The organism is Shewanella dokdonensis (genome assembly GCF_018394335.1).
In the GTDB taxonomy this organism is placed as follows: domain Bacteria; phylum Pseudomonadota; class Gammaproteobacteria; order Enterobacterales; family Shewanellaceae; genus Shewanella; species Shewanella dokdonensis.
Window position 1 is genome coordinate 1,575,703 of the sequence record NZ_CP074572.1, and the last position, 25,931, is coordinate 1,601,633.

A 25,931-nucleotide genomic window follows, 5' to 3' on the forward strand; every position below is an offset into this window, starting at 1 on the left:
TGACCTAAAAACCTCGCTAGAAGCAATAAGCAATTCACTAATGAATATTATAAATTTATTAAATATCAAACAGTTATTTTATATTTAATAAATGAACACCTGTTCGTTGTATTACAGGATTTAATACAGAACAAATCACTAGCTTATGGTCATTATCACTGATTATTATCCAATATAAAAATTTAACTAATTGAAAAATAATAAGTTATTTATATTCACCATAGAAATAAGAACATAAAGAGCCAAGCACGAAATGATTGATACAAGTTATCCAAACATCATTTAGCACAAGTGTTCACTGAATAAAAAAGAGCCCGTAGGCTCTTGTTGCTGCAACAAAAATCTTAGCTACGCCAGGCGGGAAGCTGCGCTTCATAATCCGCGATCTGGGAAGCATGAGCCAACGTCAACCCGATAGCATCCAGACCATTTAGCAAGTTGTGGCGCGCAGATGGCGCAAGTGTAAACGCAAAACGTTTGCCACTCGGTGCAATCACCGCTAATGCTTGTAAGTCAACCGTTACCTTGGCGCCCGTTGTAGCGGCCACTTCCGCAAACAGTTGATCGACTTCAGCCGTCGCCAGCTTAACGGGTAATAAGCCATTGTTAAGCGCATTACCATAAAAGATATCGGCAAAACTTGGGGCAATAATCGCGCGTAACCCATAGTCTGCCAACGCCCACGGGGCATGCTCGCGACTAGAACCACAGCCGAAGTTTTCCCTCGCTAATAGGATAGAAGCGCCTTGGTAACGCGCCTGATTCATCACAAATTCAGGATTAGCTTGGGTTCCGGCATCATCCAGATAACGCCAATCATGAAACAGATGTACTCCGAAGCCATCTTTAGTGACTTTAGACAGAAACTGCTTGGGAATGATCTGGTCAGTATCGACGTTAGCATTATCCAGAGGCACAGCAATCCCAGTATGAACAGTAAAAGCCTGCATCTTATTTCTCCTCTGCGCCCTGGCGAATATCAACAAAATGACCCGCAATAGCCGCTGCGGCTGCCATCGCAGGGCTCACCAGATGGGTGCGACTGCCGCGTCCCTGACGCCCTTCAAAATTACGGTTACTGGTGGAAGCACAACGCTCACCGGGTGCCAGACGATCATCATTCATCGCCAAGCACATCGAGCAGCCTGGCAAACGCCATTCAAACCCGGCATCGGTGAAAATCTTATCCAAACCTTCGGCTTCTGCCTGCGCTTTTACCTGTCCTGAACCTGGTACCACAATGGCGTTTACACTCGCGGCCACTTTACGACCACGGATTTGTGCCGCGGCACTGCGCAGATCTTCAATACGTGAATTAGTGCAGGAACCGATAAAGACTTTGTCCACGGCCACATCGGTCATCAAGGTGCCAGGCGTCAGTCCAATATATTGCAGTGCTTTTTCCATGCTGCCGCGTACGACAGGATCGACCGCATCGGCTGGATTTGGCACAGGTTTATCAATGGCCGTCACTTGCCCAGGATTAGTGCCCCAGGTCAGTTGCGGTGCTATGTCAGCGGCTTCCAGCACGACTGTCACATCAAATTTGGCATCTGCGTCGTTATGCAGCTGTTTCCAAGCGGCTACCGCCTGTTCCCAAGCGTCACCTTTAGGTGCAAATTCTCGGCCTTGCAGATAATCAAAAGTGGTTTGATCTGGCGCAACCATGCCAGCTTTAGCGCCCATTTCAATAGCCATGTTGCACAGTGTCATGCGGCCTTCCATCGACAACGCCCGAATAGCATCACCGCAGAATTCCACCACATGCCCGGTACCGCCATCCATGCCAATCTTGCCGATAATGGCCAGGACGATATCTTTGGCCGTAATGCCGTCACCCACTTGCCCACGGACTTCGATTTTCATGGTTTTGGCTTTCAGTTGTCGCAGTGTCTGGGTTGCCAGCACATGCTCCACTTCTGAAGTACCAATACCAAACGCCAATGCGCCAAAAGCCCCATGAGTCGCGGTATGAGAATCGCCGCAGACGATAACGGTGCCGGGCAAGGTGATCCCCAGCTCCGGCCCCATTACATGCACAATCCCTTGTCTGGGGCTGTGAATGTCATACAGGCGAACGCCGAAGTCCTGACAATTCTGTTGCAGAGTTTCCACCTGAGTCCGCGCCATCGGACTCAAGGCATCCAGACTGGCACTGCGAGTAGAAGTATTGTGATCCATAGTGGCGAAAGTTTTTTCGGGGGCGCGCAGTTTCCGACCCGCCATCTTTAACCCACTAAAGGCTTGCGGCGATGTCACTTCGTGCACCAGATGCCGATCAACATAGATGATTGGCGCTTCGCCTTCCGGTGTGGCCACCACATGGGTGTCCCACACTTTTTCGTACAATGTTTTTCCCATGTCACACACCTTCCCGGATCGCATTGGCGATAAAGTCGCCCATCTGTTTGGTTGATTTTGCCTGGTCACGTTGCGCGGCGGGTAACAGCTCACCGGTAAGGAAGCCCTCGGCCAAGGCTTTGCCGACTGCCCGCTCAATAGCACAAGCCGCTTCTTCCTTTTTCAGAGAATAACGCAACATCAGTGCGGCAGAGAGGATCTGCGCTACCGGGTTAGCAATGCCTTTGCCGGCAATATCTGGGGCGCTGCCGCCCGCATCTCATATAAACCGAAACCGCTGCCGTTGATAGACGCCGAAGACAGCAGCCCCATGGAACCTGTCAACATGGCGATTTCATCAGACAGAATGTCGCCAAACAGGTTAGAACACAGCACCACATCAAAATCAAACGGCCGCCGCAGCAATTGCATGGTGGCATTATCGATGTACATATGTTCCAGCGTCACATCGGGATAATCTTTGGCCACTTCTTCCACAACTTCGCGCCACAGTACGGAGCAGGCCAGTACGTTGGCCTTGTCGATTGAGGTGACTTTTTGCTTGCGCAGCCGGGCAGTTTCAAAAGCAATCTTCGCGATGCGCCGGATTTCACGGCGACTGTAGCGCATAGTGTCAAATGCTTCTTCTGTTTCGCCTTCGCCCTGACGACCTTTGGGTTTGCCAAAGTAGATACCGCCGGTCAATTCACGCACACACACCACATCAAAGCCTTGGCAAGAAATATCGGCACGCAGCGGCGATAACGCTTCCAAACCGTCATGTAACTTTGCTGGACGCAGGTTACAGAACAGTTCGAAATGGCCACGCAGTGGCAATAATGCCCCGCGTTCTGGTTGGCTGTCTGGCGGCAAATGCTGCCATTTCGGCCCACCCACAGAACCAAACAGTATGGCATCAGCTTGGTCGCAGCCTTGCAGGGTGACAGCTGGCAACGGGCAACCATGGTTGTCAATCGCGGCACCACCAACATCATATTCACTGTATTCAATGTCTAGGCTGAAACGTTTTTCAACTTCTACCAGCACTTTGCGAGCTTCGGCCATCACTTCCGGGCCAATACCGTCGCCCGCCAATACGGCTACCTTGTAACTCATACGCCACCCAATTCCTTCTTTTCCATAATTTTCTGTTTTTGATCGGCCACCCGATCCGCGCGATGGATCAGATTCATCACATATACCAGCGCCGATGCCGACGCTTCAACCACATCGGTGGCTAAACCAACGCCGTGGAAATTCTGTTCCCGATAACGCGCGGTAATATCCACCTGCCCCAGCGCATCTTGGCCTTCACCTTTAGCACTCAGCTTGTAACTGTTGAGATTCACTTCGGTGCCGCTGGCCTTGGCGATAGCGTGATAAGCGGCATCAACCGGGCCGTTACCGCTGGCGGTAGCATTGACGATTTCGCCGCCAATACTCAATTGTACTGTGGCAGAGGCTTCGCCTTTGATAGAGTCGGAGGCGATTGCCAACTGCTCCATCTGATAATACTCGTCACCTTCCGTTTTACCTTCCATGAATACCAGCGCTTCCAGATCATAATCAAATACTTGACCTTTCTTGTCGGCTAATTTCAGGAATTTGTCGTACAGTAGATCCAGAGAGTAGTCTTGCTCACCATAACCCATCTCCTGCATCCGATGTTTAATCACATGGCGGCCGGAGCGAGAAGTCATGTTCAGATTGTTACGATTCAGTCCGATACTTTCTGGCGTCATGATTTCATAGGTATTTTTCGCCTTCAACATACCGTCTTGATGAATACCAGAGGAATGAGTAAAGGCATTGGAGCCGACAATCGCTTTGTTGGGCTGCACTGGCATATTACATATCTGGCTGACTAACGCCGAAGTTCGGTAAATTTCTTTGGCATTAATGTTGGTTGCCACACCCATAAAATCTTTACGGGTTGCCAGGATCATCGCTATCTCTTCCAGCGAACAGTTACCGGCACGTTCACCAATGCCATTGATGGTACATTCAATCTGACGAGCGCCCTGTTGCACGGCGGCGATAGAGTTCGCCACGGACAACCCCAGATCGTCATGACAATGCACAGAGATCACCGCCTGATCAATATTGGGAACGCGATTAAATAGGGTCTGGATAATGCCACCGAATTCGTTGGGAATGGTGTAACCCACGGTATCGGGAATATTAATAGTGCGCGCCCCGGCAGTGATAGCGGCTTCAACCATACGACACAGGTTATCGATCGGCGTACGGCCCGCGTCTTCACAGGAAAACTCAACGTCGTCGGTAAAACGGCGGGCATACTTAACCGCGCCTACCGCCATCTCCAACACCTGATCAAAAGAGCGTTTCAGCTTGCTTTCAACGTGAATATTGGAGGTGGAAATAAAGGTATGAATACGGAACTGCTCGGCTACCGCCAGCGCTTGTGCCGCAGCATCAATATCTTTTTCCAGTGCGCGAGACAAGGCGCAAACACGGCTGTTTTTGATGGTACGCGCAATGGTCTGCACCGATTCAAAGTCACCAGGAGAAGAAACCGGGAAGCCCACTTCCATAATGTCGACCCCCAAGCGTTCAAGCGCCAGAGCGATCTGCAATTTGTCTTTTACGGACAGACTGGCAGCTAACGCCTGTTCACCGTCACGCAATGTGGTATCAAAAATAAATACTTTGTCAGACATCTGATTTCTCCATAGGGTAGATCTTAATCACACCGATGTATTACGCAGAAAACAAAAAACCCCGCGTAGTCGGCGCGGGGTTCTGAGTTTTCGTTTAACTATCTGGTAGACAGCGTTAACTCCTCCGCGCAGCACTTGCGAGAGTAAGGAGGAGGAGAGAGAGAGAACTACTATAACTATTCATACCAGATACTAGAATTCGGTTGTTATTAATAACTATGCTGTAATTTCACATTTAAAGCGGTTTAATAATTAACCGGGCATAGCCGTGCTGTCAACCTTAATTTATCCATGACAGAAAAATACCCACATCATCGCCGGATTCTGGGTTGGCTATCGTTGCCCAATTAGTCGACATCATTGCTTTTTTCTATGCAACATCTGCGTAAAAACACGCTATAATCCCCGCCTGATTTTGCACCACCTGTTACCCCAAAGAAGCGGAGCGTAAATGGATTTTCGTATCTTGGTATTGGGCCTGTTGTTTCTCACCGGGTCTGCCATTGCCAATACCGATAGAGACATGGATAACTTAGTCACATTAATCTATCAATACCCGGATAAAGCCAAACAAGAGCTAGCAGCACTTGAGCAACAACCGCTCTCGAAACAACAGCAGTTAAGGCTGCAAGTGCTGAGGTGCCAGACATTGCTCCAACTGGGTGAACGTCGGCCAGTTATTAACCTAGTACAGACAACCCAGCGACAAGCGCGCCAACAGCAGATTGAGCAAGCAGTAGCCTATTTGCAGACATGTGAGGCCGAAGCATATGGCGACGAGGAAGATTTCAAAAATCCTTTACGCTACTCGATATTGCCATTGAAGGCTCTCGCAATCATAACCAGCCACAAGCTATGGTTGGAGCATTAAGGCTTAAAGGCACCTATGAATTTGCCATGGGAAACTTCAGCGCGGCGATTGAAAGCCTTCGTTTAGCATTGGATGTATATCCTGATTTAAATAAACAACAAGACCACTGGACTTGGCCACCCATCGCTTATTTGTACGGGGATATGGCCGGAGTAATGCACGCCACCGGCGATCTATCGCAAGCAGATTACTACCTGAAACTCGCCTTACAATCACCCGAAACCTCTGGGAAAATAAAACAGACGCTTTCAGTTATGGCGGCCAGGGTCGCACTGGATTCAGGTGACCGCAGCAGAAGCTTGCAGATGTTGCAGCAGGCCGTTGAACTTTTGCCCGAAATCAGCTCGCCATTAGAGCGAGCCTTCAGCCAGGCTCAAATTGGGTCTATTGAATTAATGCTCGGCAATCTGCAAGAGGCAGACACAGCCATTAACGCGGCATCAAAAGTATTTATCAGTAATAACAATCTATTATGGGAGCAAAGAGCTGAACGCATCCTAGCGCAGATCCGTCTTGCGCAAAAACAGCCAGACGCCGCCCTCCGTTATTTAAATTCATCTGCGGCCCTTGCCCAACGGTTATCACAGTATGACGACCTGGCGCGAACATATACCCTAAAAGCCAAGCTATATGCGGATAAAGGTGACTATCAAAATGCCTATCACAGCATGCTCAAAAATGTTGATGCCGCTGCAAGAGCCCAACAACAGCTCAACAATACGCAGTTTTTGCAATACAAGGCCAAACTAGAGTTACAGGAACAACAGAAGAGCAAAGCGCAGCAACAAGTACATGAAGCATCCGCAACGCAACGGCAACAGCTAAATAGAATTTATGCATTGGTCATCTGTCTGCTGCTCATAATCGCTGCTTTAGTGATCTGGATTTTTGGTAAAAGCCGTGGCTGGAATATGGTGATGAATCTAAGCCAAAGCAGTGACGAGCAGTTAGCCGAACATATGCTCAACAATGCCAAAAATGCCGGATATCCACTCAGCATATTACTGCTGGATATTCGCCATGTCAGACTCAGTGAGCTGCCGTCATTACAGGACGATATTGAGAAGAAACTGCGCGAACAGGATAGGATATTGCACCATTCCGCAGAAGAGTTACTCATTCTGCTGCCTTATACGTCGTCCAAAGGGTCTGAACGGGTTGTGGCGCAACTCGAGCCGGTACTGCACCGGTGGCACACTGCTAAGGTACATATGGGGGTCGCATCACTGACGCAACCTGATACTCTCAAAACCCTGTTAAAACGGGCCAGTGTGAACCAACTCAACCGTAGCCGAAATGATGACGGGCTTCATTCACCCGCGAGGTAAGTGACAATCTCATCGAGAAACTGCTGCCCAAATCGCGCCAGTTTGCGTTCTCCCACGCCGTTCACGGCCAGCAGTTCAGCCTCGCAGGTAGGCAACAATGCGGCCATTTCCGCGAGAGTGGCATCGTTAAAGACCAGATAGGGTGGCACATCCAACTCTTCGGCGACTTCTCGGCGTAACACTTTCAACCGAGCGAACAGCTTACGATCATAGTTCAGTGGTGCCTGATGCCCATGTCGGCGCCGGGAAACCGCTATCGTCAGTCGTGGTTCGGCTAACATCAGCGCCACACTGCCGCGTAAGACGGGTCGGGCCGTATCATTCAAAGTCAAGCAAGAACCGCGGGTAATGTCTTGATTGATCAATCCCAGATGGATCAGCTGGCGAATCACACTTAGCCAATATTCATGAGGCTTGTCTTTGCCAATGCCCCACGTTGACAGCTTGTCATGACCTCTTTCAGTCACTGTCGCGGCAGAAGAACCGCGTAAGACTTCAATGAGATGGTTGATGCCAAAACGCTGTTTCAACCGATAGATACAAGACAGCACTTTTTGCGCATCTTCGGTGCCGTTATAACGCTTTGGCGGATCAAGGCAGATATCACAGTTACCGCAAGGTTGGTCTGCTACTTCACCAAAATAATGCAGCAATACCTGTCGTCGGCAGGTTTGAGCTTCAGCAAACGCCGCCATAGTATTGAGTTTGTGAAGTTCCACCTCTTGCTGTGGCCCGGGAGACCCCTGATCAATAAGATGGCGTACCCGACCGATATCCGCCGGTTCAAACAATAGCAGTGCCTCAGCCTCAAGCCCATCGCGCCCCGCCCGACCAGTTTCCTGATAGTAAGATTCGATACTTTTAGGCAAATCATAGTGCACCACATAACGCACATTGGATTTATTAATGCCCATGCCAAAGGCCACAGTAGCAACCACAATATCCAACTGATCTTTAAGAAAACGCTCCTGTACGCTACTGCGTTCTTCCTGGGACATGCCGGCATGATAAGCCTCTGCGGCAAAACCTTGCTGGCGCAGACGCTCGGCCACATCGTCGACCCGGCGGCGGCTAGAGCAATAGACAATGCCAGATGCACCATGTTGCGCACTGATAAACTGGCGTAACTGGGTTGCAGCATTCAGTTTTTCCGCCACGGTATAGCGGATATTGGGCCGATCAAAACTGGACAATAAAGTGTAAGGCTGAATACCTAAACGTTGGCAAATATCTAGGCGAGTAGCGTTATCGGCAGTCGCGGTCAATGCCATAATCGGTACGTCAGAGAAGGTCTGTTTTAGAATACCTAACTGCGCATATTCTGGACGAAAATCATGCCCCCATTGACTGATACAATGGGCTTCATCAACGGCAAACATAGCAACAGTCAGGTATTGCAAGCGTTCCAGGAATGCAGGCTGTAATAGACGTTCAGGTGAAATATACAGTAACCGGATGTCACCTTGATGTAACTGTCTTAGGATCTGTAGCTGTTGCTCACGCGGCAAGGACGAGTTCAGATAGGCCGCATTCACGCCAGATTGCAGCAAACTATCCACTTGATCTTTCATCAACGAAATCAGCGGTGATACCACCACAGTGAGCCCTGGCATCACCAACGCGGGCAACTGATAGCACAGGCTTTTGCCGCCACCGGTTGGCATAACCACCAGGCAATCTTTCCCTGCCAACACCTGCTCGATGACATCACGCTGACCGGCACGAAAACTTTGGTAACCAAAGACCTGCCGTAGCGTTTGCTCTAACGGCTCAACAGGTTTTTGCGGCGGCGATGCCAAAGGAGAATAAAGTGCGTGTTCCATCATCAAGTGTTATTGCAAGAACTGGGGGTATTCTACCGGACTCAAATAGCAGAGTACCAGCCATAAACACGGTTTTCTGATATGGCTGCGGTCATATAACTGTGCTTGCTAATTCAGCAGCTTGCCCCCTACAATCCAGATCCTTTGTGATTGTTATGCACTGACCATGGCTGAATCTGAATACCGTAAAGGCATTATCTTGGCACTCTGTGCCTATATTTTCTGGGGATTCGCCCCACTGTACTTCAAGCTGCTACATGATGTTTCGCCGATTGAGATCCTGATCCATCGCATCATTTGGTCCTTCATTTTGATGGGGATAATGATGAGTCTGATGGGAGGATTTGGTCATCTTCGGGCACTGTTACGTCGTCCCAAACAATTATCAGTGTTACTGGTCACTTCTATATTGATCGCGGGGAACTGGTTGCTATTCATCTGGGCAGTAAACAACGACCACTTACTGGATGCTAGCCTTGGTTATTTTATTAACCCGCTATTTAACGTTATGCTCGGGCTGATTTTTCTCTCAGAAAGACTCAACCGTTGGCAGTGGCTGGCGGTATTTCTGGCCGCGTTAGGTGTTGTTATCCAGTTGCTCTCATTTGGCTCTATTCCACTGGTTTCATTAGGTTTAGCTGCAACCTTTGGCTTCTATGCACTATTTCGCAAGAAGGTTAATGTAGATGCCGCTACCGGACTGTTAGTCGAAACCGCAGTGCTTGTGCCGCCTGCCATACTGTATGTGATATTGGGTGATGCCCCTACCACCAGCCATATGTTAGCCAATGGCTGGCAGTTAAATCTGTTACTGATTGCAGCTGGGGTGATCACCACCATTCCATTATTGTGTTTCGCTGGCGCCGCGGTGCGTATTCCATTAAGCACGCTTGGTTTCTTTCAGTACGTTGGCCCAAGCATCATGTTCATCATGGCCATCACCTGGTTTCATGAACAGTTTGATATGGAGAAAAGCATCACTTTTGGCTTTATTTGGGCAGCGCTGGCAATCTTCACCAGTAACATGCTGTTAAGGCGTAATCGTGGTTGAGTCTGCCTGTAAGGCCGCTAACAAGGCCGGGGCATCTGCGGTACTCAACAGCAGCGTGTAATCCAAGTCTGTAGGTAATAGTATGACGTTGTGACTATCTGAAATAGCCGCGAAAGCTTTGCCGCCGGATGCTAGCCGAAACCAGCCCAGACTATACCCTGGAAGTCCAACACCATTGGTACGCCAAGATAACGATGGCATGTCTTTATCCGTCAGATCTATTTGCCGTGCATGTTGTAGCTGTAGATGTGATAAGGCGATGCTTTGGCTATACAAGGGCACCTTGATGTCCAAGCAATTCGCAGAAAGTGATATACTCGCCGTATTGGCCTGCCAGTAAATCCAGCTGAAAAAACCTATGGTAGCCAATAACAAACCCGCAGAGACGGCTTTAGCGTTCACAGGCATTGACCGCAATAATAAAAACAGCAACAGCGCGACTAGCCCGAACAACAAGATAATGAAACTGATATGAGCGGTCTTACTTAAAGGGGCAAGCGTAAACCATTGACTAGCCATATTCTGTTATCCGTTTGAGCAAGAATTAATGACTTATTTTTAGCCACACCGACATAATATGTCAATATTTTCTTTCGCCCAAAACAAAGCCCGGCGTTTGCCGGGCTTCACTATCAGAGTTCCAAACGTAAAATTTTTGAACGTCGCTGATAGTTATACAGCTGTTTTTCTTCTGCGGTAAGGCTTCAACGTCTACCATCTCAAAGCCATGTTCCAAGAACCAGTGAATACTGCGGGTGGTCAATGCAAACAGATGGGCATACCCGCGGACTTTGGCTTGGTTAATGATGTTCTTCAACAGCAGGCTGCCACGGTCAGCGTCCCGATAATCTGGGTGCACCACCAGGCAAGCAAATTCACCAGCATTATCTTCTTCAAACGGATATAACGCCGCACAGCCGATGATCAGGCCATCACGCTCAATCACCATGAACTGCTCAATCTCCCGCTCCAGTTGTTCACGGGAACGGCGCACCAATACCCCTTGCTCTTCCAGCGGCCGGATAAGATTGAGGATACCGCCGATATCGGCAATTGAAGCCCGGCGTAAACGCTCGGCACTCTCAGTAACAATTTGAGTCCCGATGCCTTCACGGGTAAACAGCTCTTGCAATAACGCCCCGTCTTCTTCGTAGCTGACTAGGTGGCAACGCGGAACCCCAGCGCGGCTAGCATCAATACTGGCTTTCAGAAATGCCAATGTGCCACGATCCACATCTTCCTGTTCAGCCAATTGAGTGAGCATTTTCTGTGCATCGTTCGGCATCAGTTCAGCAATAACTTCGCCAAATTCATCTTCAATGCCATGACGGGAAGAAAAGCCAATGATTTTGTCAGCCTTGAGCTTAATGGCAACATGGGTGGCAACTTCTTCTGCGGTTAAATTGAAGCTTTCACCTGTCACTGACGCTGCAATAGGCCCCATCAGGACAATACCACCAGTATCGAGTAAACGCTTTAAGCCTTGGCTATCGATACGGCGGACTTTACCAGACAGACAAAAGTCCACGCCATTATCAACCCCCAACGGCTGAGCGATAACAAAGTTACCACTCACCACATTGATTTGCGCGCCCTGCATTGGGGTGTTGGAAAGGCTCATAGACAAGCGGGCAGTAATATCAAACTGTAGCGAACCGGCTACCTGCTTAATGATCTTAAGCGTGCTTTCATCGGTGATACGCACACCATTATGATAGGCAGGTTGAATATCATTCTGCGCTAATGCAGCATCAATTTGCGGTCTGGCGCCATAAACCAGTACCACTTTTATCCCTAAACTATGCAGCAAAGCTACATCGTTAATAATTGAACGGAACATTCCGTGGGCAACAGCTTCACCACCGAGCATCACCACAAAAGTCTTACCCCGATGGGCATTGACGTAGGGAGCCGAGTGACGAAAGGAGTCAACCAATTCAGTGGTACGCACCTTGTGTTTTGCCTCTTACAGTAGCGATAAAAAGAAAAACATGCTGATGGCATGTGTTGCGCGTCATGCTAATGCATTTTAATTCACTTTAAAAGCATTTATTTTCATTCTAAACAGTCTGTATTTAGTTATACCGACACGATATGACAACAGGCTGACAAACAAGGGGATCTTACAATATTCACGCAGTTGTTGCGTGTTTTCTGTCCCATAACAAAAAAGCCCTTCGACAATTGTCAAAGGGCTTTTCAGCATTCGGCATAAAAGCAATTACTTGATTTTAGCTTCTTTGTAGATAACGTGCTGACGGATCACGGGATCAAATTTCTTGATCTCCATTTTCTCTGGCATGTTACGCTTGTTCTTGTCAGTAGTGTAGAAGTGACCAGTCTTAGCGCTAGATACCAGTTTGATCTTTTCGCGGTTGCCTTTACTTTTAGCCATTTTCTATTACACCTTTTCGCCACGGGCACGAAGTTCAGCGACAACGACTTCGATACCTTTCTTGTCGATAATGCGCATACCCTTAGTAGAAACGCGCAATTGAACAAAACGCTTTTCGTCTTCTAACCAGAAACGATGGTTCTGCAGGTTAGGCAAGAAACGACGACGCGTTGCGTTTTTCGCGTGCGAACGATTGTTACCAACCATTGGACGCTTGCCAGTAACTTGGCATACTCTAGACATGTCAATCTTCTCCAAAAACAATTTCTAACGCTCGAGCATTCATGTACCCCGTATGGCCGTCGCCCGAGGCACAATGAGAGGGCGCATGTTATACTAGATAATTGGATAAAGATCAAGCCAGTGATCATTCCAACCATCCCCGCTCTGCGAATGAAACTATCTCACAATCGCCCACAACCATATGATCCAATAAGGGAACATCAATAGTTGTCAGCGCGTTTTTTAATCGCTCGGTAATTCGCCGATCCGCCAAGCTGGGTTCAGCCACGCCAGACGGATGATTATGGCAAACAATGACCGCTGCAGCCTGCTTTTCCAACACCAGACGCACGACTTCTCGCGGATAAACAGAAGCGGCATCAAGTGTTCCCCGAAACAGTTCAACGAACTGGATCACCCTGTGCTGGCTGTCCAGCAATAATACGGCAAACACTTCGTAGGCTCGGTCTGCCAATTGTCGCATTAAATAGTCACGAGTTAAATCAGGATTTGTCAAAACCGTCCCTCTTTGCAGCTTTTCTCGCGAAATTCTGCGGGAAATCTCAGCAGCAGCCTGTAACTGGGCAAATTTTACCGGCCCGATACCGGGTAAACGACAAACCTGTTCTACGGGCGCGGCCAATAATTGCCGCAACGACCCAAAAGCGAGCAGCATTTCCCGCGCCATATCCACAGCATTCTGTCCCGGCAAGCCACTGCGTAACAATACCGCCAGCAGCTCTGCGTCACTAAGTCCACCAGCACCGTGTTGCAACATTTTTTCACGAGGGCCTTCACCTTCCGGCCAGTCTCTTATCGCCATTGTGGGCTCCTTTCCACACATCACCGCTATCCATTGTCGGTTAAGTATGGTCTAACTTTTCCAACCCGCGACTACGACACGCCGTATGCTTTATGGTATGTTTAGCGCCACTTATCTCCGCCAAGTCGAATCTAGCTATGAGCCTGATGCACAAAAATCCTGTTGGGTATTGGTGGTGGTATCGCCGCTTATAAAAGTGCTGATCTGGTGCGCCGTCTCAAAGAACGTGGAGCCGATGTCAGAGTGGTCATGAGCGCCAGTGCCACCCAATTCATCACGCCACTAACGTTACAAGCGGTATCCGGCAATCCGGTGGCAACTGATTTACTGGATCCGACAGCTGAAGCGGGAATGGGCCACATTGAGCTGGCGCGTTGGGCAGATCTTTATATCGTTGCCCCAGCCACCGCTAACCTGCTGGCGCGTTTCCGGGCCGGGATGGCAGATGAACTCATCACTACGATTGCACTTGCCACCGCTGCGCCGTTGGCTGTGTGTCCGGCGATGAACCAGCAGATGTATCAACATCCCGCGACACAAGACAATCTCAACACATTAGCCAGTAGAGGCGTTACCCTTTGGGGGCCGGGTGTTGGGAGTCAGGCTTGTGGTGAAGTTGGCCCCGGTCGCATGTTAGAACCGTTAGAGATCGCTACGCTTGCCGAACACTTTTTCGCCACGCCGCTGTTACAAGGGCAAAAGCTCCTGCTGACGGCAGGTCCGACCCGAGAAGCCATCGATCCGGTGCGTTATATTTCTAACCACAGCTCCGGCAAGATGGGCTTTGCTCTGGCATCCGCGGCGGCGTCCATGGGCGCAGAGGTAACGCTGATTGCCGGGCCGGTAAATCTGCCTACCCCGCTGGCGTGCGGCGTATTGATGTGGAATCAGCGCAACAGATGTTTGATGCCGTGATGGCACAACTGCCAGGACAGCAGATATTTATAGGCTGTGCGGCGGTAGCAGACTATCGCGCGGTCAATCCGGCTGAGAATAAAATTAAGAAAACCCAAGACACCATGCAACTGCAGCTCGTTAGGAATCCCGATATTCTGGCAACCGTGGCAGCACAGACCACCAGACCATTTACCGTAGGGTTTGCGGCGGAGACTCATAACCTAGAGCAATATGCACTGGATAAACTCCAGCGAAAACATTTGGATATGATCGCAGCCAATGATGTTTCTATCATCGGACAAGGCTTTAACGCCAACAACAATGCGCTAAAAGTATTTACAAAAGATAGCTGTCACGAACTGCCAGCCACCGATAAACTGAGCCTTGCCAACCAATTATTGACGCTAATTGCTAACTACAAAAACTAACCATGAAAACACCGATCGAACTGAAAATTCTTGATGGCCGCATTGGCAATGAATTCCCTTGCCGGCTTACGCCACCAGCGGTAGTGCCGGCATGGATCTACGCGCCATGCTTGAAGCACCGCTAACAATTGCCCCCGGGCAAACCGTGCTAATCCCAACCGGTATTGCGGTGCATGTGGCAGACCCTGCATTAGCAGCGGTTATTCTGCCCCGCTCCGGCCTCGGCCATAAACACGGTATCGTGTTAGGTAATCTAGTGGGGCTGATTGATTCCGACTATCAAGGGCCGCTAATGGTGTCCTGTTGGAACCGTAGTGATAAACCCTTCCAGATCGAGATCGGTGACCGTCTGGCACAACTGGTATTTGTGCCTGTGGTGCAAGCGCAATTTACTGTGGTAGACGAATTTGCCGCGTCTGACCGTGGCGAAGGCGGTTTTGGGCACTCCGGTACCAAGTAAACTCCGGAGTAATAATGACCAAAGAAAAAATTAACCGCCGGGATCATATCCTGCAATGTTTGGCGCAGATGTTGGAAACCAATCCTGGACAACGGATTACCACCGCCAAACTAGCGTCTGAAGTGGGCGTTTCTGAAGCGGCACTTTACCGCCATTTTCCCAGTAAAGCCCGCATGTTTGAAGGACTTATCGAATTTATCGAAGAGTCCTTATTGTCGCGCGCCAACCTGATCATGACCGAAGAAAAAGATACCATGCGTCGCTGCCAGTTGATGTTGCAGTTGTTACTGGTATTTGCTGAACGTAATCCCGGTATTTCACGCTTACTCAATGGTGATGCACTACTGGGTGAGCACGAGCGGTTACGGGAACGAGTGAACCAAATTTTTGCTAAATTCGAAACGCATCTGAAGCAGATCTTGCGTGAAAAATCGCTACGGGAAGGTCAGAAATTCCATATTGACGAAGGGGTTCTAGCCAATATGCTACTGGCAGTTGCGGAAGGTCATATTGCGCAATTTGTCCGCAGCGAGTTTCAGCAAAAGCCCACCCAATACTTTGACGAGCAGTGGCAGTTCATTCAGAAACAATTGCTGCAAAGTTAATGAGTAATAAAGGCAAAAGTTTGCCTTCTGAGCAATATCCTCACAAGGAAGTTCTATGAAGAAATGGTATCGGTTATTTATCGTCGGACTGTTAGCTATCGTGCCAATGGTTGATGCGACTGAAATCTCAGACTCAGCAGTACTATTCAGCAAAGGCGCCACATTCTCTGAGGTAAGAATCTCTCCAGGGGGCGATTATCTGGCCGTCAAAATGAAACACGAAGGCAAGAAACGTCTGCTGATTTTTAATACCGAAAACATGAAACTGCTGCATTCGGTATTTTTTGCGGGGAATGCTCAAGTAGGAGACTATGCGTGGGTCAATGATGAGCGTCTAGTCCTCGCTAAAGAATATCTTAAAGGCTGGGATGCACAACCACAGTATTATGGCGAATTGATGGCCGTTAATGCTGACGGTAAAAAAGCCACTTACCTGTTTGGTTATGCTTCAGCAGAGCAACAGGCTGGCTCCCATATCCAAAAAATACCGCTATTAACGCTACGGCCTACATCTTAGATCCGTTGCCCGATGATGAGCGTTATATGCTGGTCAGTGCCATCCCTTGGGGCAACCATGCCCGGCTAACCGCCGATATTCTAAAAGATGTTTACCGGGTCGATGTTTACCGAGGCATCAGACAACGGCTTACCACAGCGCCCATAGGCAATGCCCGATTTCTCACTGACACTAGTGGCGATGTTCGTATCGCCGTTGGTGAAGACAGCAACAATGACACCCAGGTATTTTATCGTCACGATGGCGATTGGGTCAGTAGTAAGCAATTACATCTGAACCATTTCCAGCCGGTTTCATTTGCCACCGATAACAACAGTATCTATGCCATCGCTAACGAACAAGGAGAACCCGACAGCGTATTTCGAGTCAATTTAGCTACAGGTGAAAAGCAAAAAATTGTCAGTGATCCTAAAGTTGATCCGAGTCATTTCTGGATCAATTCCCAAAGTCGTCAATTGTATGCGGTAGAGTTTGAGAATGGTTATCCCGCCTATTCCTTTGTTAGTCCAGAGGATCCTCGCAGCCAATACCTAAAACAACTGCTACAAAGCCTGCCTGGTTATCAGGTTCGTATTGTCAGTGAAGATCGCCATGGGGAAAAACTGGTGATTTTGGCCTTCAATGACCGGGATCCTGGAACCTACTATCTGTACACCCCACAACAACGGCAGTTGCGTCCGCTGCTTAAAGTCATGGAAGGCATCGATCCTGCAAAAATGGCAGAAGTACAGCCACTGAATATTAAGGCAAGAGATGGATTAGAGATCCAAGCGTTTCTGACCTTACCATTTAATAAGCCACCAAAATCACTGCCATTAATCGTCAATCCACATGGTGGTCCTCATTATGTTCGTGATTACTGGGAATTTATTCCACAAAATCAATTTCTAGCCGCCCATGGCTACGCTGTGCTACAGGTCAACTACCGCGGTTCTGGTGGTTATGGTGATGCATTCCAGATTGCGGGCTATCAACAATGGGGAAATGCGATTCAGCACGACATCATCGATGCCACGCATTATCTCATCGACCAAGGTATTGCCGATAAGAACCGTGTCTGTATTGTCGGCGCCAGTTTTGGCGGCTATAGCGCGCTACAGAGTGCGGAACTAGCACCCGATCTGTTCAAATGTGCCGTTGGTGAAGCCGGAGTCTATGATTTACCGATGATGTTCACTGAAGGTGATGTGCAAAAATCTGACTCTGGGGTCAGTTATTTAAAACAAGTGTTGGGGGACGATCCCCAAACCTTGCAAGCGATGTCACCAGCACGTCATGTGAATAAGCTTAAAGCGAAACTACTGCTCGTTCACGGCGGCAATGACGAACGTGCTCCCATAGAGCAATTTGAAGCACTGGAGAATGCGCTGAAACAACAGCATTATCCCTATGAGAAAATGGTCATTGATGATGAAGGTCATGGTTTTTATCGGGACAGTGACCGCGCGGCATTTTACCAGCGATTACTGGGCTTTCTGAACGATAACCTTAAACCATAATGCTAGCGGCTGAAGTGCTGGCAAGTTGTTTAACGGTCCCGTGACTCATGCCATAACTTCAGCAGATAACACAGACGGAATAACCGCTGTTGTATGAAATTGCCGCCAATGGCGGTATCCTCTGCATCCCGATATAATGTGAGACATATCACAACCGCCGTGATGTGCAGCAAATGTTCCACTGATATCTGCACAGGAGAACTTTAAATGGCGTTATCAGAAGCAGCAAAAACCGTGCAGGCAGCATTACTGGAGAAAGGACTGGAAACCCCCATGGTGCCTTGCCATTTGAGTAATGACGAACGTAAGAGCAAAATTGAAGGGCACATTCGAGATATTCTGCAACTGATGTCGTTGGATCTGACCGATGACAGTCTGGCCGATACCCCCAAACGTATTGCTAAAATGTATGTCGATGAAATTTTCTCTGGACTGGATTACGCGAATTTTCCAAAAATCACGGTTATCGATAACAAAATGGGGTTCGATGAAATGGTACGCGTACAGGATATCAGCCTGACCAGTACCTGTGAGCACCACTTGGTGACCATTGATGGCACAGCCACCATCGCCTACCTGCCACGTAAAAAAATTATCGGATTATCCAAAATCAACCGAATCGTGCGTTTCTTTTCCCAGCGACCACAAGTACAGGAACGCCTGACACAACAGGTGTTAGTCGCGCTGCAAGCATTGCTAGAAACCAAAGATGTCGCGGTAAAAATTGATGCCGTGCATTACTGTGTTAAAGCCAGGGGCGTTATGGATTCCACCAGCTCAACCACCACCACCGCCTTAGGGGGTGTTCAAGTCCAATCCAGCGACAAGGGCTGAGTTTTTACATCCCTGAAGTTAACGTTCTGGGGAAAATGAAATAGCTATCCCAGGTAGAGGTTGGTTGCCAAAGGCCCGTTAATCGGGCCTTTAGTTTTTTATTGAGTCGGTGGAGCGACCATCCACCTAATAACGGTTTATGGCCGCTTCTGTATCATCGACGCTTACGGCTTGCGACTCAGACCTTGTAATAAGGTTATGACAGCAACACCTAGGACTTGCCTAGGCTTTTAGTAACACTTATATCCCATATTGCTGACGGTAAGCTTGAACGGCCGCCAGTTCGCTTTCCATGCCCGGTTGCTCGCTAAGGTAAGCGATTAGATCCGCCAACTTAATTATCGCCACAATATGACAGCCAAAATCACGCTCGACTTCCTGAATTGCCGATAATTCACTGCGGCCTTTTTCCTGGCGATCCAAAGCAATTAACACCCCTGCCAGCGATGCACCATTGGCCTGAATAATCTCCATGGATTCACGGATTGCGGTACCCGCCGTAATCACATCATCAACCAGCATCACCTTACCTTTAAGGTCACTACCGACTAGGTTGCCACCCTCACCGTGATCTTTCTTTTCTTTACGATTAAAACAGTAGGGGATATCGATACCATGATGTTCAGCTAATGCCACCGCCGTGGTTGTAGCGATGGGGATACCTTTATATGCCGGGCCAAACAACAGATCGTATTCAATGCCTGCATCAACTAAAGCCGCCGCATAAAAACGCCCTAAACGCGCGAGATCGCCACCGGTATTAAATAATCCAGCATTGAAAAAATAGGGGCTGTTACGACCAGATTTCAAAGTGAACTCACCAAAACGCAGCACATTACGTTGTAAGGCAAATTCAATAAACTCTCGCTGATAGGCTTTCACGTCAGTTCCTGTTATGTAAGGTTGGTAGGGTACTTGGTTATCCGTATTGTTTTTAACTTAATGCGGCTTTCTGCACGTCAACAATTTCGCGAATGCCATGTTTGGCTAATTCCAGCAAGCTCGCTAATTCTTCATGACTAAAAGGTTCACCTTCTGCGGTGCCCTGTACTTCCACAATCTTACCGGTTTCGGTCATGACCACATTCATATCGGTCTCGGCAGCGCTGTCTTCCACGTATTCCAGATCGCACACAGGTTCACCATCAAAGATACCCACGCTCACGGCAGCGATCAGGAACTTAAGCGGATTCGTCTTAATGACACCTTTAGCGCGCGCCCAATTCAGCGCATCAACCAACGCCACACAACCACCGGTAATTGCCGCTGTTCTGGTGCCACCATCGGCCTGGATCACATCACAGTCGATAACAATAGTGTTTTCGCCCAGCAGTTTCATATCAACCGCAGCCCGCAGCGAACGACCAATCAGTCGCTGGATCTCTTGAGTTCTACCAGACTGTTTGCCCCGGGCGGCTTCACGATCCATACGGCTATGGGTTGAACGCGGCAACATACCATATTCAGCAGTCACCCAGCCCTGCCCTTGCCCCTTCAGAAAACGCGGCACGCCTTCTTCAAAACTCGCAGTACACAATACTTTGGTATTGCCAAACTCAACCAACACTGAGCCTTCAGCATGAGCAGTATATTGACGGGTAATAGTTACCGGACGGATTTGAGCCGGTGTTCTGGTGCTGGGGCGCATAACAACTTCCTGAATCTAATAAATGTGGCGCCTATTATAGGACCTGATACCTAGGAGTGCTACGCTGGATCTGGTACCAGCTTGTGATTATGACGGAGTTTCCTTTAACCCCTGGTTGCAGATGTCTATAATCAAGGCTTTATCGTCACAACTGACTTACGGGATACTTTCATGATCCACAGTATGACCGCCTATGCCCGCGTTGAGCATAAAGCAGCCTGGGGCAATGCGTCCTGGGAAATTCGTTCCGTCAACCAGCGTTATCTGGAAACCTACCTGCGCCTACCGGAACAGTTGCGTAGCCTAGAGCCGATTCTACGGGACAAACTGCGGCAGCGGCTTAACCGTGGCAAAGTAGAAGTCAACTTGCGTTATGAACTTAAAGGCGAGCAAGACAATCAGCTGACACTCAATGAAGACTTAGCCCGACAACTGCTAAAAGCGGCACAATGGGTAAAAGACGAGGCCAGCGAGGGTCGCCTTGAGTTACTGGATATTTTACGTTGGCCAGGCGTTATCGCAGCACAAGAGCAAGATATGGATGCCATTGGCACCGAACTGTTAGCAGCGTTTGACGGTGCGATTGATCAATTTATCGAAGCCAGAGCCCGTGAAGGCGAAGCAATTAACGCCATGCTTCTTAGCCGTCTGGAAGGCGTAGAACAACAGATCGCTATCGTCCGCGAGCAAATGCCCAAGGTCATTGAATGGCAAAGAGAAAAACTCACCAGCCGCCTAGCAGAAGTCAAAGGCGAGCTTGATCCTATGCGCATCGAACAAGAGATGGTGCTAACCGCCCAGAAACTAGATGTAGCAGAAGAAATGGATCGCTTAGAGGCGCACGTGAAAGAAGCACGCCGCATTCTGAAAAAGGTGGAGCCGAAGGCCGCCGCCTCGACTTTATGATGCAAGAATTCAACCGTGAATCTAACACGCTTGCCTCCAAATCAATCAGCACCGAAACCACCGCAGCCGCCGTTGAATTAAAAGTATTAATCGAACAGATGCGCGAGCAGATCCAGAATGTTGAATAACAGAAAAACAGCGGCAAGTTGTCCCGTCCTAAGATAGGTTGACAGTTTTTAGGCCAGCTCCCGTAGCTGGCCTTTTCTATTGTGCACCTGGTTGGGGGTTGCCATATCTAAACTCAGGTGCGGTCTCATTTCGTTATATATCGCTATCGATTCTCGAACAACTATCTTCAGCTCTTCCAGCGTTTTACATCGATACAGGAAAAACTCTTGCTTCAGTATGCCATTGACTCTTTCCGCTAGTGCATTTTGATAGCAATCATAACCGTCTGTCATTGACGGCTGAATATGGTTCGCTATCAGTTCATCCTGATAAACGGCTGAGCAATATTGCACTCCCCGGTCTGAGTGATACACTGCATTAGCGATATAGCGCTTATCCCTAACCGCCATTTTCAGCGCTTTCACCACACCGTCTGCTTTCATGTCTGTACTCAAGTGATGACCGACTATTTTGCGTGATACGGCATCGGTAACCAGTGACAAATAGTGCACGCCTTGGTCTGACTCAAGATAGGTGATATCGCTGACCAACACATGCTCTGCATCATGCAGCCCTTCCACTTTCAGTAAGTTAGGATGCTTTTTCATCCAGTGCTTGCTAAATGTGGTTTTTGTGTAGCTTTTCTTGGGTTTAACCAGTAAACCTTCACGCCTCAAATAGGTAAAAAAACCGTCTCTCCCCAGTTTAATATCATGTTCAACCAACTTGGGCTTTATCAACGAATAGAGCTTACGCGTCCCTAACCTCGGCATATATTTACGCCAGTACAGAACCCAGTCTTTGATGACCGATAGTTCAGCTCTTCGGCTTTCCATTCGAGCTACTGCTTGATAGACACTTTGCCTTGAAATACTGGCTGCACGACATGCTGCGGCTAAGTTTATTTCTCTTTGGGTTTTGGCTTGCCAGACATACCGGATAAGTACTTTTTCTTAAACCAGCTCCGTATTCATTATCCATGATATCGACCATACCATTGAGGATTTGGTTACGCAGTTTCTCTTCGGCTAGCTCACGCTCAAGGCGCTTGATAGTTTGTGCTGGGGTTTCTTTTGAATTAGGCATAAGGGGATGCTGAAAAGGTTTCGACCAATCGAGTCTACCATGCTTTCTGAGCCAAACGAGTACGGTTGTCTTGCCCTGAATGCCAAAGCGCTGCTGGGCTTGTTTGTACGTCATTTCGCCTTTTTCGACACGCTCTACGACACCTAATTTAAAGGCTAAGGTGTAATCACGTTGCGTGCGCTTACGGCTTGAGTTAGTTGATGTCGCCATAAAGAAGTCCTCTTTATGTCAACATATTCCAGGACGGGACAAGTAGGCAACAAAAAGCCGGGCAATTGCCCGGCTTTCTCAACCTGATACCGCTTATTCAGCAGCTGCTTCGGCTTCTACAACTTCAGCAGTTTCTGGACGACCTACCAGCTCGATATAAGCCATAGGGGCTTTATCACCAGTACGCAGACCACATTTCAGGATACGGGTGTAACCACCCTGACGTTCCAGGTAACGAGGACCCAGTTCGTTAAACAATTTACCAACGACGTCTTCGTCGCGGGTGCGGGCAAACGCCAGACGACGATTTGCAACGCTGTCACTCTTAGCAAGTGTAATCAAAGGTTCAACTACGCGACGCAGTTCTTTTGCCTTCACCAGAGTCGTCACGATGATTTCGTGACGAACCAGTGAGCTAGCCATGTTACGGAACATGGCCTGGCGGTGGCTGCTGTTGCGGTTAAGTTGACGACCACTCTTACGATGGCGCATGACTTAATCCTTATAACCTAAATCTGTACAAGTCATAGACTTACAGGTCATCTGCTAAACTAGCTGGAGGCCAGTTTTCCAGACGCATACCCAAAGAAAGTCCGCGAGAAGCCAATACGTCTTTGATCTCGGTAAGTGATTTCTTACCCAGGTTAGGCGTTTTCAGCAACTCAACTTCTGTACGTTGTACTAGATCACCGATGTAATGAATCGCTTCGGCTTTCAGACAGTTAGCCGAACGTACAGTGAGCTCTAAATCGTCGACAGGACGCAACAAAATCGGATCGAATTCCGGTTTTTCTTCTTTCTTCTCTGGTTCAGAAACATCACGCAATTCTACAAACGCATCCAGCTGTTCAGCCAGAATGGTCGCAGAACGACGAATCGCTTCTTCAGGATCGATAGTACCGTTAGTGGTCATATCGATAACCAGTTTATCCAGGTCTGTACGCTGTTCAACACGGGCCGCTTCTACATTGTAGGCGATGCGTTCAACAGGTGAGAAAGAAGCATCGACCAGCAAACGGCCGATAGGACGATCGTCTTCCTCGGTCTGAGCGCGGGCAGAAGCCGGCACATAACCACGACCACGTTCAACACGAATACGCATGCTGATGCCGTGATTACCTGTCAGATGACAGATAACGTGATCAGGATTTACGATTGTCACATCACCATCATGGGTGATGTCTGCAGCGGTAACAGGGCCTGCGCCGGTTTTGCTCAGGGTGAGCAAAGCCTCGTCTTTACCCTCAATGATAACCGCCAACCCTTTAAGGTTTAGCAATATCTCGAGGATATCTTCTTGTACGCCTTCCTTACTGCTGTATTCGTGCAGTACACCGTCGATCTCGACTTCGGTAACCGCGCAGCCGGGCATAGACGACAATAGGATGCGACGCAACGCGTTACCTAAAGTGTGACCAAAACCACGTTCCAGCGGCTCTAGTGTTACCTTGGCACGAGTTGGGTTAACCTGCTCGATATCTACGAGACGCGGTTTAAGAAATTCTGTAACAGAACCCTGCATTGTGTCCTCTCTTGTTAGTTAGCCTTACTTAGAGTAAAGCTCGACGATCAGCTGTTCGTTAATTTCCGCAGACAAATCGCTACGTTCTGGCAGGCGCTTGAATGCACCTTCCATTTTTGCGCTGTCGACTTCAATCCAGGTAGGCTTTTCGCGTTGACCAGCCACTTCCAGAGCAGCCTTAATACGAGCTTGCTTCTGAGACTTTTCACGCACGCTTACCACATCATTCGCAGACACTTTGAATGACGGAATGTTAACAACACGACCGTTTACCATAATTGACTTATGGCTAACCAGCTGACGTGCTTCTGCACGAGTCGCGCCGAAACCCATACGATAAACAACGTTATCCAGACGGGCTTCCAGAAGTTGCAACAGGTTTTCACCAGTGTTGCCTTTCAGACGTGCAGCTTCTTTGTAATAGTTACGGAATTGCTTTTCCAACACACCGTAAATACGACGAACTTTTTGTTTCTCACGCAGCTGCAAACCATAATCAGACAGACGTGGCTTACGTGCGCCATGCTGTCCAGGTGCTGTTTCCAGCTTACACTTCGAATCGATTGCTCTCACACCGCTTTTCAGGAACAGGTCTGTACCTTCCCTACGGCTGAGCTTGAGCTTGGGACCCAAGTATCTTGCCATGATCTTTCTCCAACTTTCCTAATGAATCGCCATTACACGCGGCGTTTTTTAGGAGGACGACAACCGTTATGAGGGATAGGCGTCACATCAGTGATGTTGGTAATTTTATAACCAACAGCGTTCAGCGCACGAATGGCTGATTCACGACCTGGACCTGGACCCTTCACGAAAACTTCAAGGTGCTTAACACCGTAATCCTGAGCAGCAGTACCTGCGCGCTCAGCAGCAACCTGAGCTGCGAATGGAGTAGATTTACGTGAACCACGGAAACCTGAACCACCGGCAGTTGCCCAAGCCAAAGCATTACCTTGACGGTCTGTGATAGTTACGATTGTGTTGTTAAAAGAAGCATGGATATGAGCCATGCCATCCGCAACCTGTTTACGTACGCGCTTGCGCGGAGAACGTGACGGAACTTTAGCCATTGTCTACCTTCCCGTTACTTCTTAATTGGTTTACGTGGACCTTTGCGGGTACGCGCATTGGTCTTAGTACGTTGCCCACGAACAGGCAGGCTACGACGATGGCGAAGACCACGATAACAACCAAGGTCCATTAGACGCTTGATGTTCATAGAAACTTCGCGTCGCAAGTCACCTTCTACAGTGTATTTGGCAACTTCTTCGCGTAGGGTATCGATTTGAGCGTCGCTCAATTCCTTGATCTTTGCGTCTTCGGCAATTGAAGTAGCCGCGCAAATAGCTTTAGCGCGGGTACGACCGATACCGTAGATGGCAGTCAAAGCGATGACTGCGTGCTTCTGATCAGGAATGTTAATGCCAGCGATACGGGCCACTATGCACTCCTTAAGTTAAAGGCCATCTGTGAAAAGCCCGATAGGATACTCAACAGATGACTAATTTGCAAACAAATTTTAATGGCCAGTCGCAAATGGACTGGCCGGGTTTCATTAGCCTTGACGCTGTTTGTGTTTTGGTTCAACACAAATGACGCGAACAACGCCGTTACGCTTGACGATCTTGCAATTACGGCAGATCTTCTTCACGGAAGTTCGAACTTTCATTTCATCAC

The 25,931-nt window shown here is 48.6% G+C and carries 21 protein-coding genes and 7 pseudogenes; 9 read left to right on the forward strand and 19 right to left on the reverse strand.

Annotated features, from left to right (window positions below):
- Positions 1-344: 344 nt before the first annotated feature.
- The 4 genes and pseudogenes from leuD to leuA form a co-directional block, all read right to left on the reverse strand.
- The gene (gene leuD / locus KHX94_RS07480; protein WP_213682941.1) at positions 345-950 is read right to left on the reverse strand and encodes a 3-isopropylmalate dehydratase small subunit; all 606 of its coding nucleotides are present in this window, start codon (positions 948-950) and stop codon (positions 345-347) included.
- 1 nt (position 951) lies between these two features.
- Complete coding sequence (gene leuC, locus KHX94_RS07485; protein ID WP_213682942.1) at positions 952-2,361, reverse strand: 3-isopropylmalate dehydratase large subunit; 1,410 nt, start codon at positions 2,359-2,361, stop codon at positions 952-954.
- 1 nt (position 2,362) lies between these two features.
- Positions 2,363-3,456: pseudogene (gene leuB / locus KHX94_RS07490) on the reverse strand (3-isopropylmalate dehydrogenase).
- Positions 3,453-5,021, reverse strand: coding sequence for a 2-isopropylmalate synthase (leuA, locus tag KHX94_RS07495; RefSeq protein WP_213682943.1), 1,569 nt, complete (start codon positions 5,019-5,021; stop codon positions 3,453-3,455). Before leuA ends, leuB begins: the two are co-directional and overlap by 4 nt.
- Positions 5,022-5,472: 451 nt before the next feature.
- Between leuA and KHX94_RS07500 the strand changes: the two genes are divergently transcribed.
- Together KHX94_RS07500 and KHX94_RS07505 are read left to right on the forward strand one after the other, a co-directional pair.
- Positions 5,473-5,892: a hypothetical protein gene (locus tag KHX94_RS07500; RefSeq protein WP_213682944.1), complete on the forward strand. Its 420-nt coding sequence runs from the start codon at positions 5,473-5,475 to the stop codon at positions 5,890-5,892.
- Positions 5,841-7,220: a hypothetical protein gene (locus KHX94_RS07505; protein WP_244859429.1), complete on the forward strand. Its 1,380-nt coding sequence runs from the start codon at positions 5,841-5,843 to the stop codon at positions 7,218-7,220. Before KHX94_RS07500 ends, KHX94_RS07505 begins: the two co-directional genes overlap by 52 nt.
- Here the strand turns inward: KHX94_RS07505 and recQ are convergent.
- A complete protein-coding gene (gene recQ, locus KHX94_RS07510; RefSeq protein WP_213683370.1) occupies positions 7,202-9,043 on the reverse strand; it encodes a DNA helicase RecQ in 1,842 nt (613 codons plus the stop codon). The two genes, KHX94_RS07505 and recQ, sit on opposite strands and share 19 nt — an antisense overlap.
- Before the next feature lie 166 nt (positions 9,044-9,209).
- Here recQ and rarD point away from each other — a divergent pair, with 166 nt between their 5' ends.
- Entirely contained in the window at positions 9,210-10,094 is an 885-nt protein-coding gene (gene rarD / locus KHX94_RS07515) for an EamA family transporter RarD (RefSeq protein ID WP_213682945.1), read from the forward strand.
- Here rarD and KHX94_RS07520 read toward each other — a convergent pair.
- The 5 genes and pseudogenes from KHX94_RS07520 to radC form a co-directional block, all read right to left on the reverse strand.
- Positions 10,074-10,613 (reverse strand): PH domain-containing protein, encoded by a 540-nt coding sequence (locus tag KHX94_RS07520; protein WP_213682946.1) that lies wholly within the window; start codon positions 10,611-10,613, stop codon positions 10,074-10,076. The genes rarD and KHX94_RS07520 overlap by 21 nt on opposite strands.
- Before the next feature lie 113 nt (positions 10,614-10,726).
- Positions 10,727-12,045 (reverse strand): annotated as a pseudogene (argA, locus tag KHX94_RS07525) (amino-acid N-acetyltransferase).
- Positions 12,046-12,315: 270 nt separating this feature from the next.
- A complete protein-coding gene (gene rpmG / locus KHX94_RS07530; RefSeq protein WP_213682947.1) occupies positions 12,316-12,489 on the reverse strand; it encodes a 50S ribosomal protein L33 in 174 nt (57 codons plus the stop codon).
- A 6-nt stretch (positions 12,490-12,495) separates the two neighbouring features.
- Positions 12,496-12,732 (reverse strand): 50S ribosomal protein L28, encoded by a 237-nt coding sequence (gene rpmB, locus KHX94_RS07535; RefSeq protein WP_028769274.1) that lies wholly within the window; start codon positions 12,730-12,732, stop codon positions 12,496-12,498.
- A gap of 124 nt (positions 12,733-12,856) precedes the next feature.
- Entirely contained in the window at positions 12,857-13,534 is a 678-nt protein-coding gene (radC, locus tag KHX94_RS07540) for a RadC family protein (RefSeq protein ID WP_213682948.1), read from the reverse strand.
- A 156-nt stretch (positions 13,535-13,690) separates the two neighbouring features.
- Here radC and coaBC point away from each other — a divergent pair.
- The 5 genes and pseudogenes from coaBC to folE all read left to right on the forward strand — a co-directional run bounded on the left by coaBC (position 13,691) and on the right by folE (position 18,790).
- Positions 13,691-14,859 (forward strand): annotated as a pseudogene (coaBC, locus tag KHX94_RS07545) (bifunctional phosphopantothenoylcysteine decarboxylase/phosphopantothenate--cysteine ligase CoaBC).
- Positions 14,860-14,861: 2 nt separating this feature from the next.
- A pseudogene (gene dut, locus KHX94_RS07550) lies at positions 14,862-15,319 on the forward strand (dUTP diphosphatase).
- A gap of 14 nt (positions 15,320-15,333) precedes the next feature.
- Positions 15,334-15,924 carry a nucleoid occlusion factor SlmA gene (slmA, locus tag KHX94_RS07555; protein ID WP_213682949.1) on the forward strand — a complete coding sequence of 197 codons (591 nt, stop codon included), beginning with the start codon at positions 15,334-15,336 and terminating at the stop codon, positions 15,922-15,924.
- 106 nt (positions 15,925-16,030) lie between these two features.
- Positions 16,031-17,940 (forward strand): annotated as a pseudogene (locus KHX94_RS07560) (alpha/beta hydrolase family protein).
- 207 nt (positions 17,941-18,147) lie between these two features.
- Positions 18,148-18,790 (forward strand): annotated as a pseudogene (gene folE, locus KHX94_RS07565) (GTP cyclohydrolase I FolE).
- 224 nt (positions 18,791-19,014) lie between these two features.
- Here the strand turns inward: folE and pyrE are convergent.
- On the reverse strand, positions 19,015-19,656 hold the full coding sequence (gene pyrE, locus KHX94_RS07570; protein WP_213682950.1) for an orotate phosphoribosyltransferase: 642 nt from the start codon (positions 19,654-19,656) through the stop codon (positions 19,015-19,017).
- 52 nt (positions 19,657-19,708) lie between these two features.
- A complete protein-coding gene (gene rph, locus KHX94_RS07575) occupies positions 19,709-20,422 on the reverse strand; it encodes a ribonuclease PH (RefSeq protein ID WP_213682951.1) in 714 nt (237 codons plus the stop codon).
- A 171-nt stretch (positions 20,423-20,593) separates the two neighbouring features.
- Between rph and KHX94_RS07580 the strand changes: the two are divergent.
- Positions 20,594-21,456: pseudogene (locus tag KHX94_RS07580) on the forward strand (YicC/YloC family endoribonuclease).
- 48 nt (positions 21,457-21,504) lie between these two features.
- Here the strand turns inward: KHX94_RS07580 and KHX94_RS07585 are convergent.
- From KHX94_RS07585 to rpmJ, 7 genes are all read right to left on the reverse strand, one after another.
- Positions 21,505-22,732 (reverse strand): IS3 family transposase gene (locus KHX94_RS07585; protein ID WP_213682952.1). Its coding sequence is split into 2 segments (ribosomal slippage): positions 21,505-22,387 and positions 22,386-22,732, totalling 1,230 coding nucleotides; the frame shifts between segments, so codons are not numbered across the junction.
- Positions 22,733-22,825: 93 nt separating this feature from the next.
- Complete coding sequence (rplQ, locus tag KHX94_RS07590; RefSeq protein WP_213682953.1) at positions 22,826-23,224, reverse strand: 50S ribosomal protein L17; 399 nt, start codon at positions 23,222-23,224, stop codon at positions 22,826-22,828.
- A 40-nt stretch (positions 23,225-23,264) separates the two neighbouring features.
- A complete protein-coding gene (locus KHX94_RS07595; RefSeq protein WP_212595124.1) occupies positions 23,265-24,254 on the reverse strand; it encodes a DNA-directed RNA polymerase subunit alpha in 990 nt (329 codons plus the stop codon).
- Between the two features lie 24 nt (positions 24,255-24,278).
- Positions 24,279-24,899 (reverse strand): 30S ribosomal protein S4, encoded by a 621-nt coding sequence (gene rpsD, locus KHX94_RS07600; RefSeq protein WP_213682954.1) that lies wholly within the window; start codon positions 24,897-24,899, stop codon positions 24,279-24,281.
- A 32-nt stretch (positions 24,900-24,931) separates the two neighbouring features.
- Positions 24,932-25,324, reverse strand: coding sequence for a 30S ribosomal protein S11 (rpsK, locus tag KHX94_RS07605; protein ID WP_133040253.1), 393 nt, complete (start codon positions 25,322-25,324; stop codon positions 24,932-24,934).
- 14 nt (positions 25,325-25,338) lie between these two features.
- Positions 25,339-25,695 (reverse strand): 30S ribosomal protein S13, encoded by a 357-nt coding sequence (gene rpsM, locus KHX94_RS07610; RefSeq protein WP_133040252.1) that lies wholly within the window; start codon positions 25,693-25,695, stop codon positions 25,339-25,341.
- 114 nt (positions 25,696-25,809) lie between these two features.
- Entirely contained in the window at positions 25,810-25,923 is a 114-nt protein-coding gene (rpmJ, locus tag KHX94_RS07615; protein ID WP_212595121.1) for a 50S ribosomal protein L36, read from the reverse strand.
- Positions 25,924-25,931: the final 8 nt, after the last annotated feature.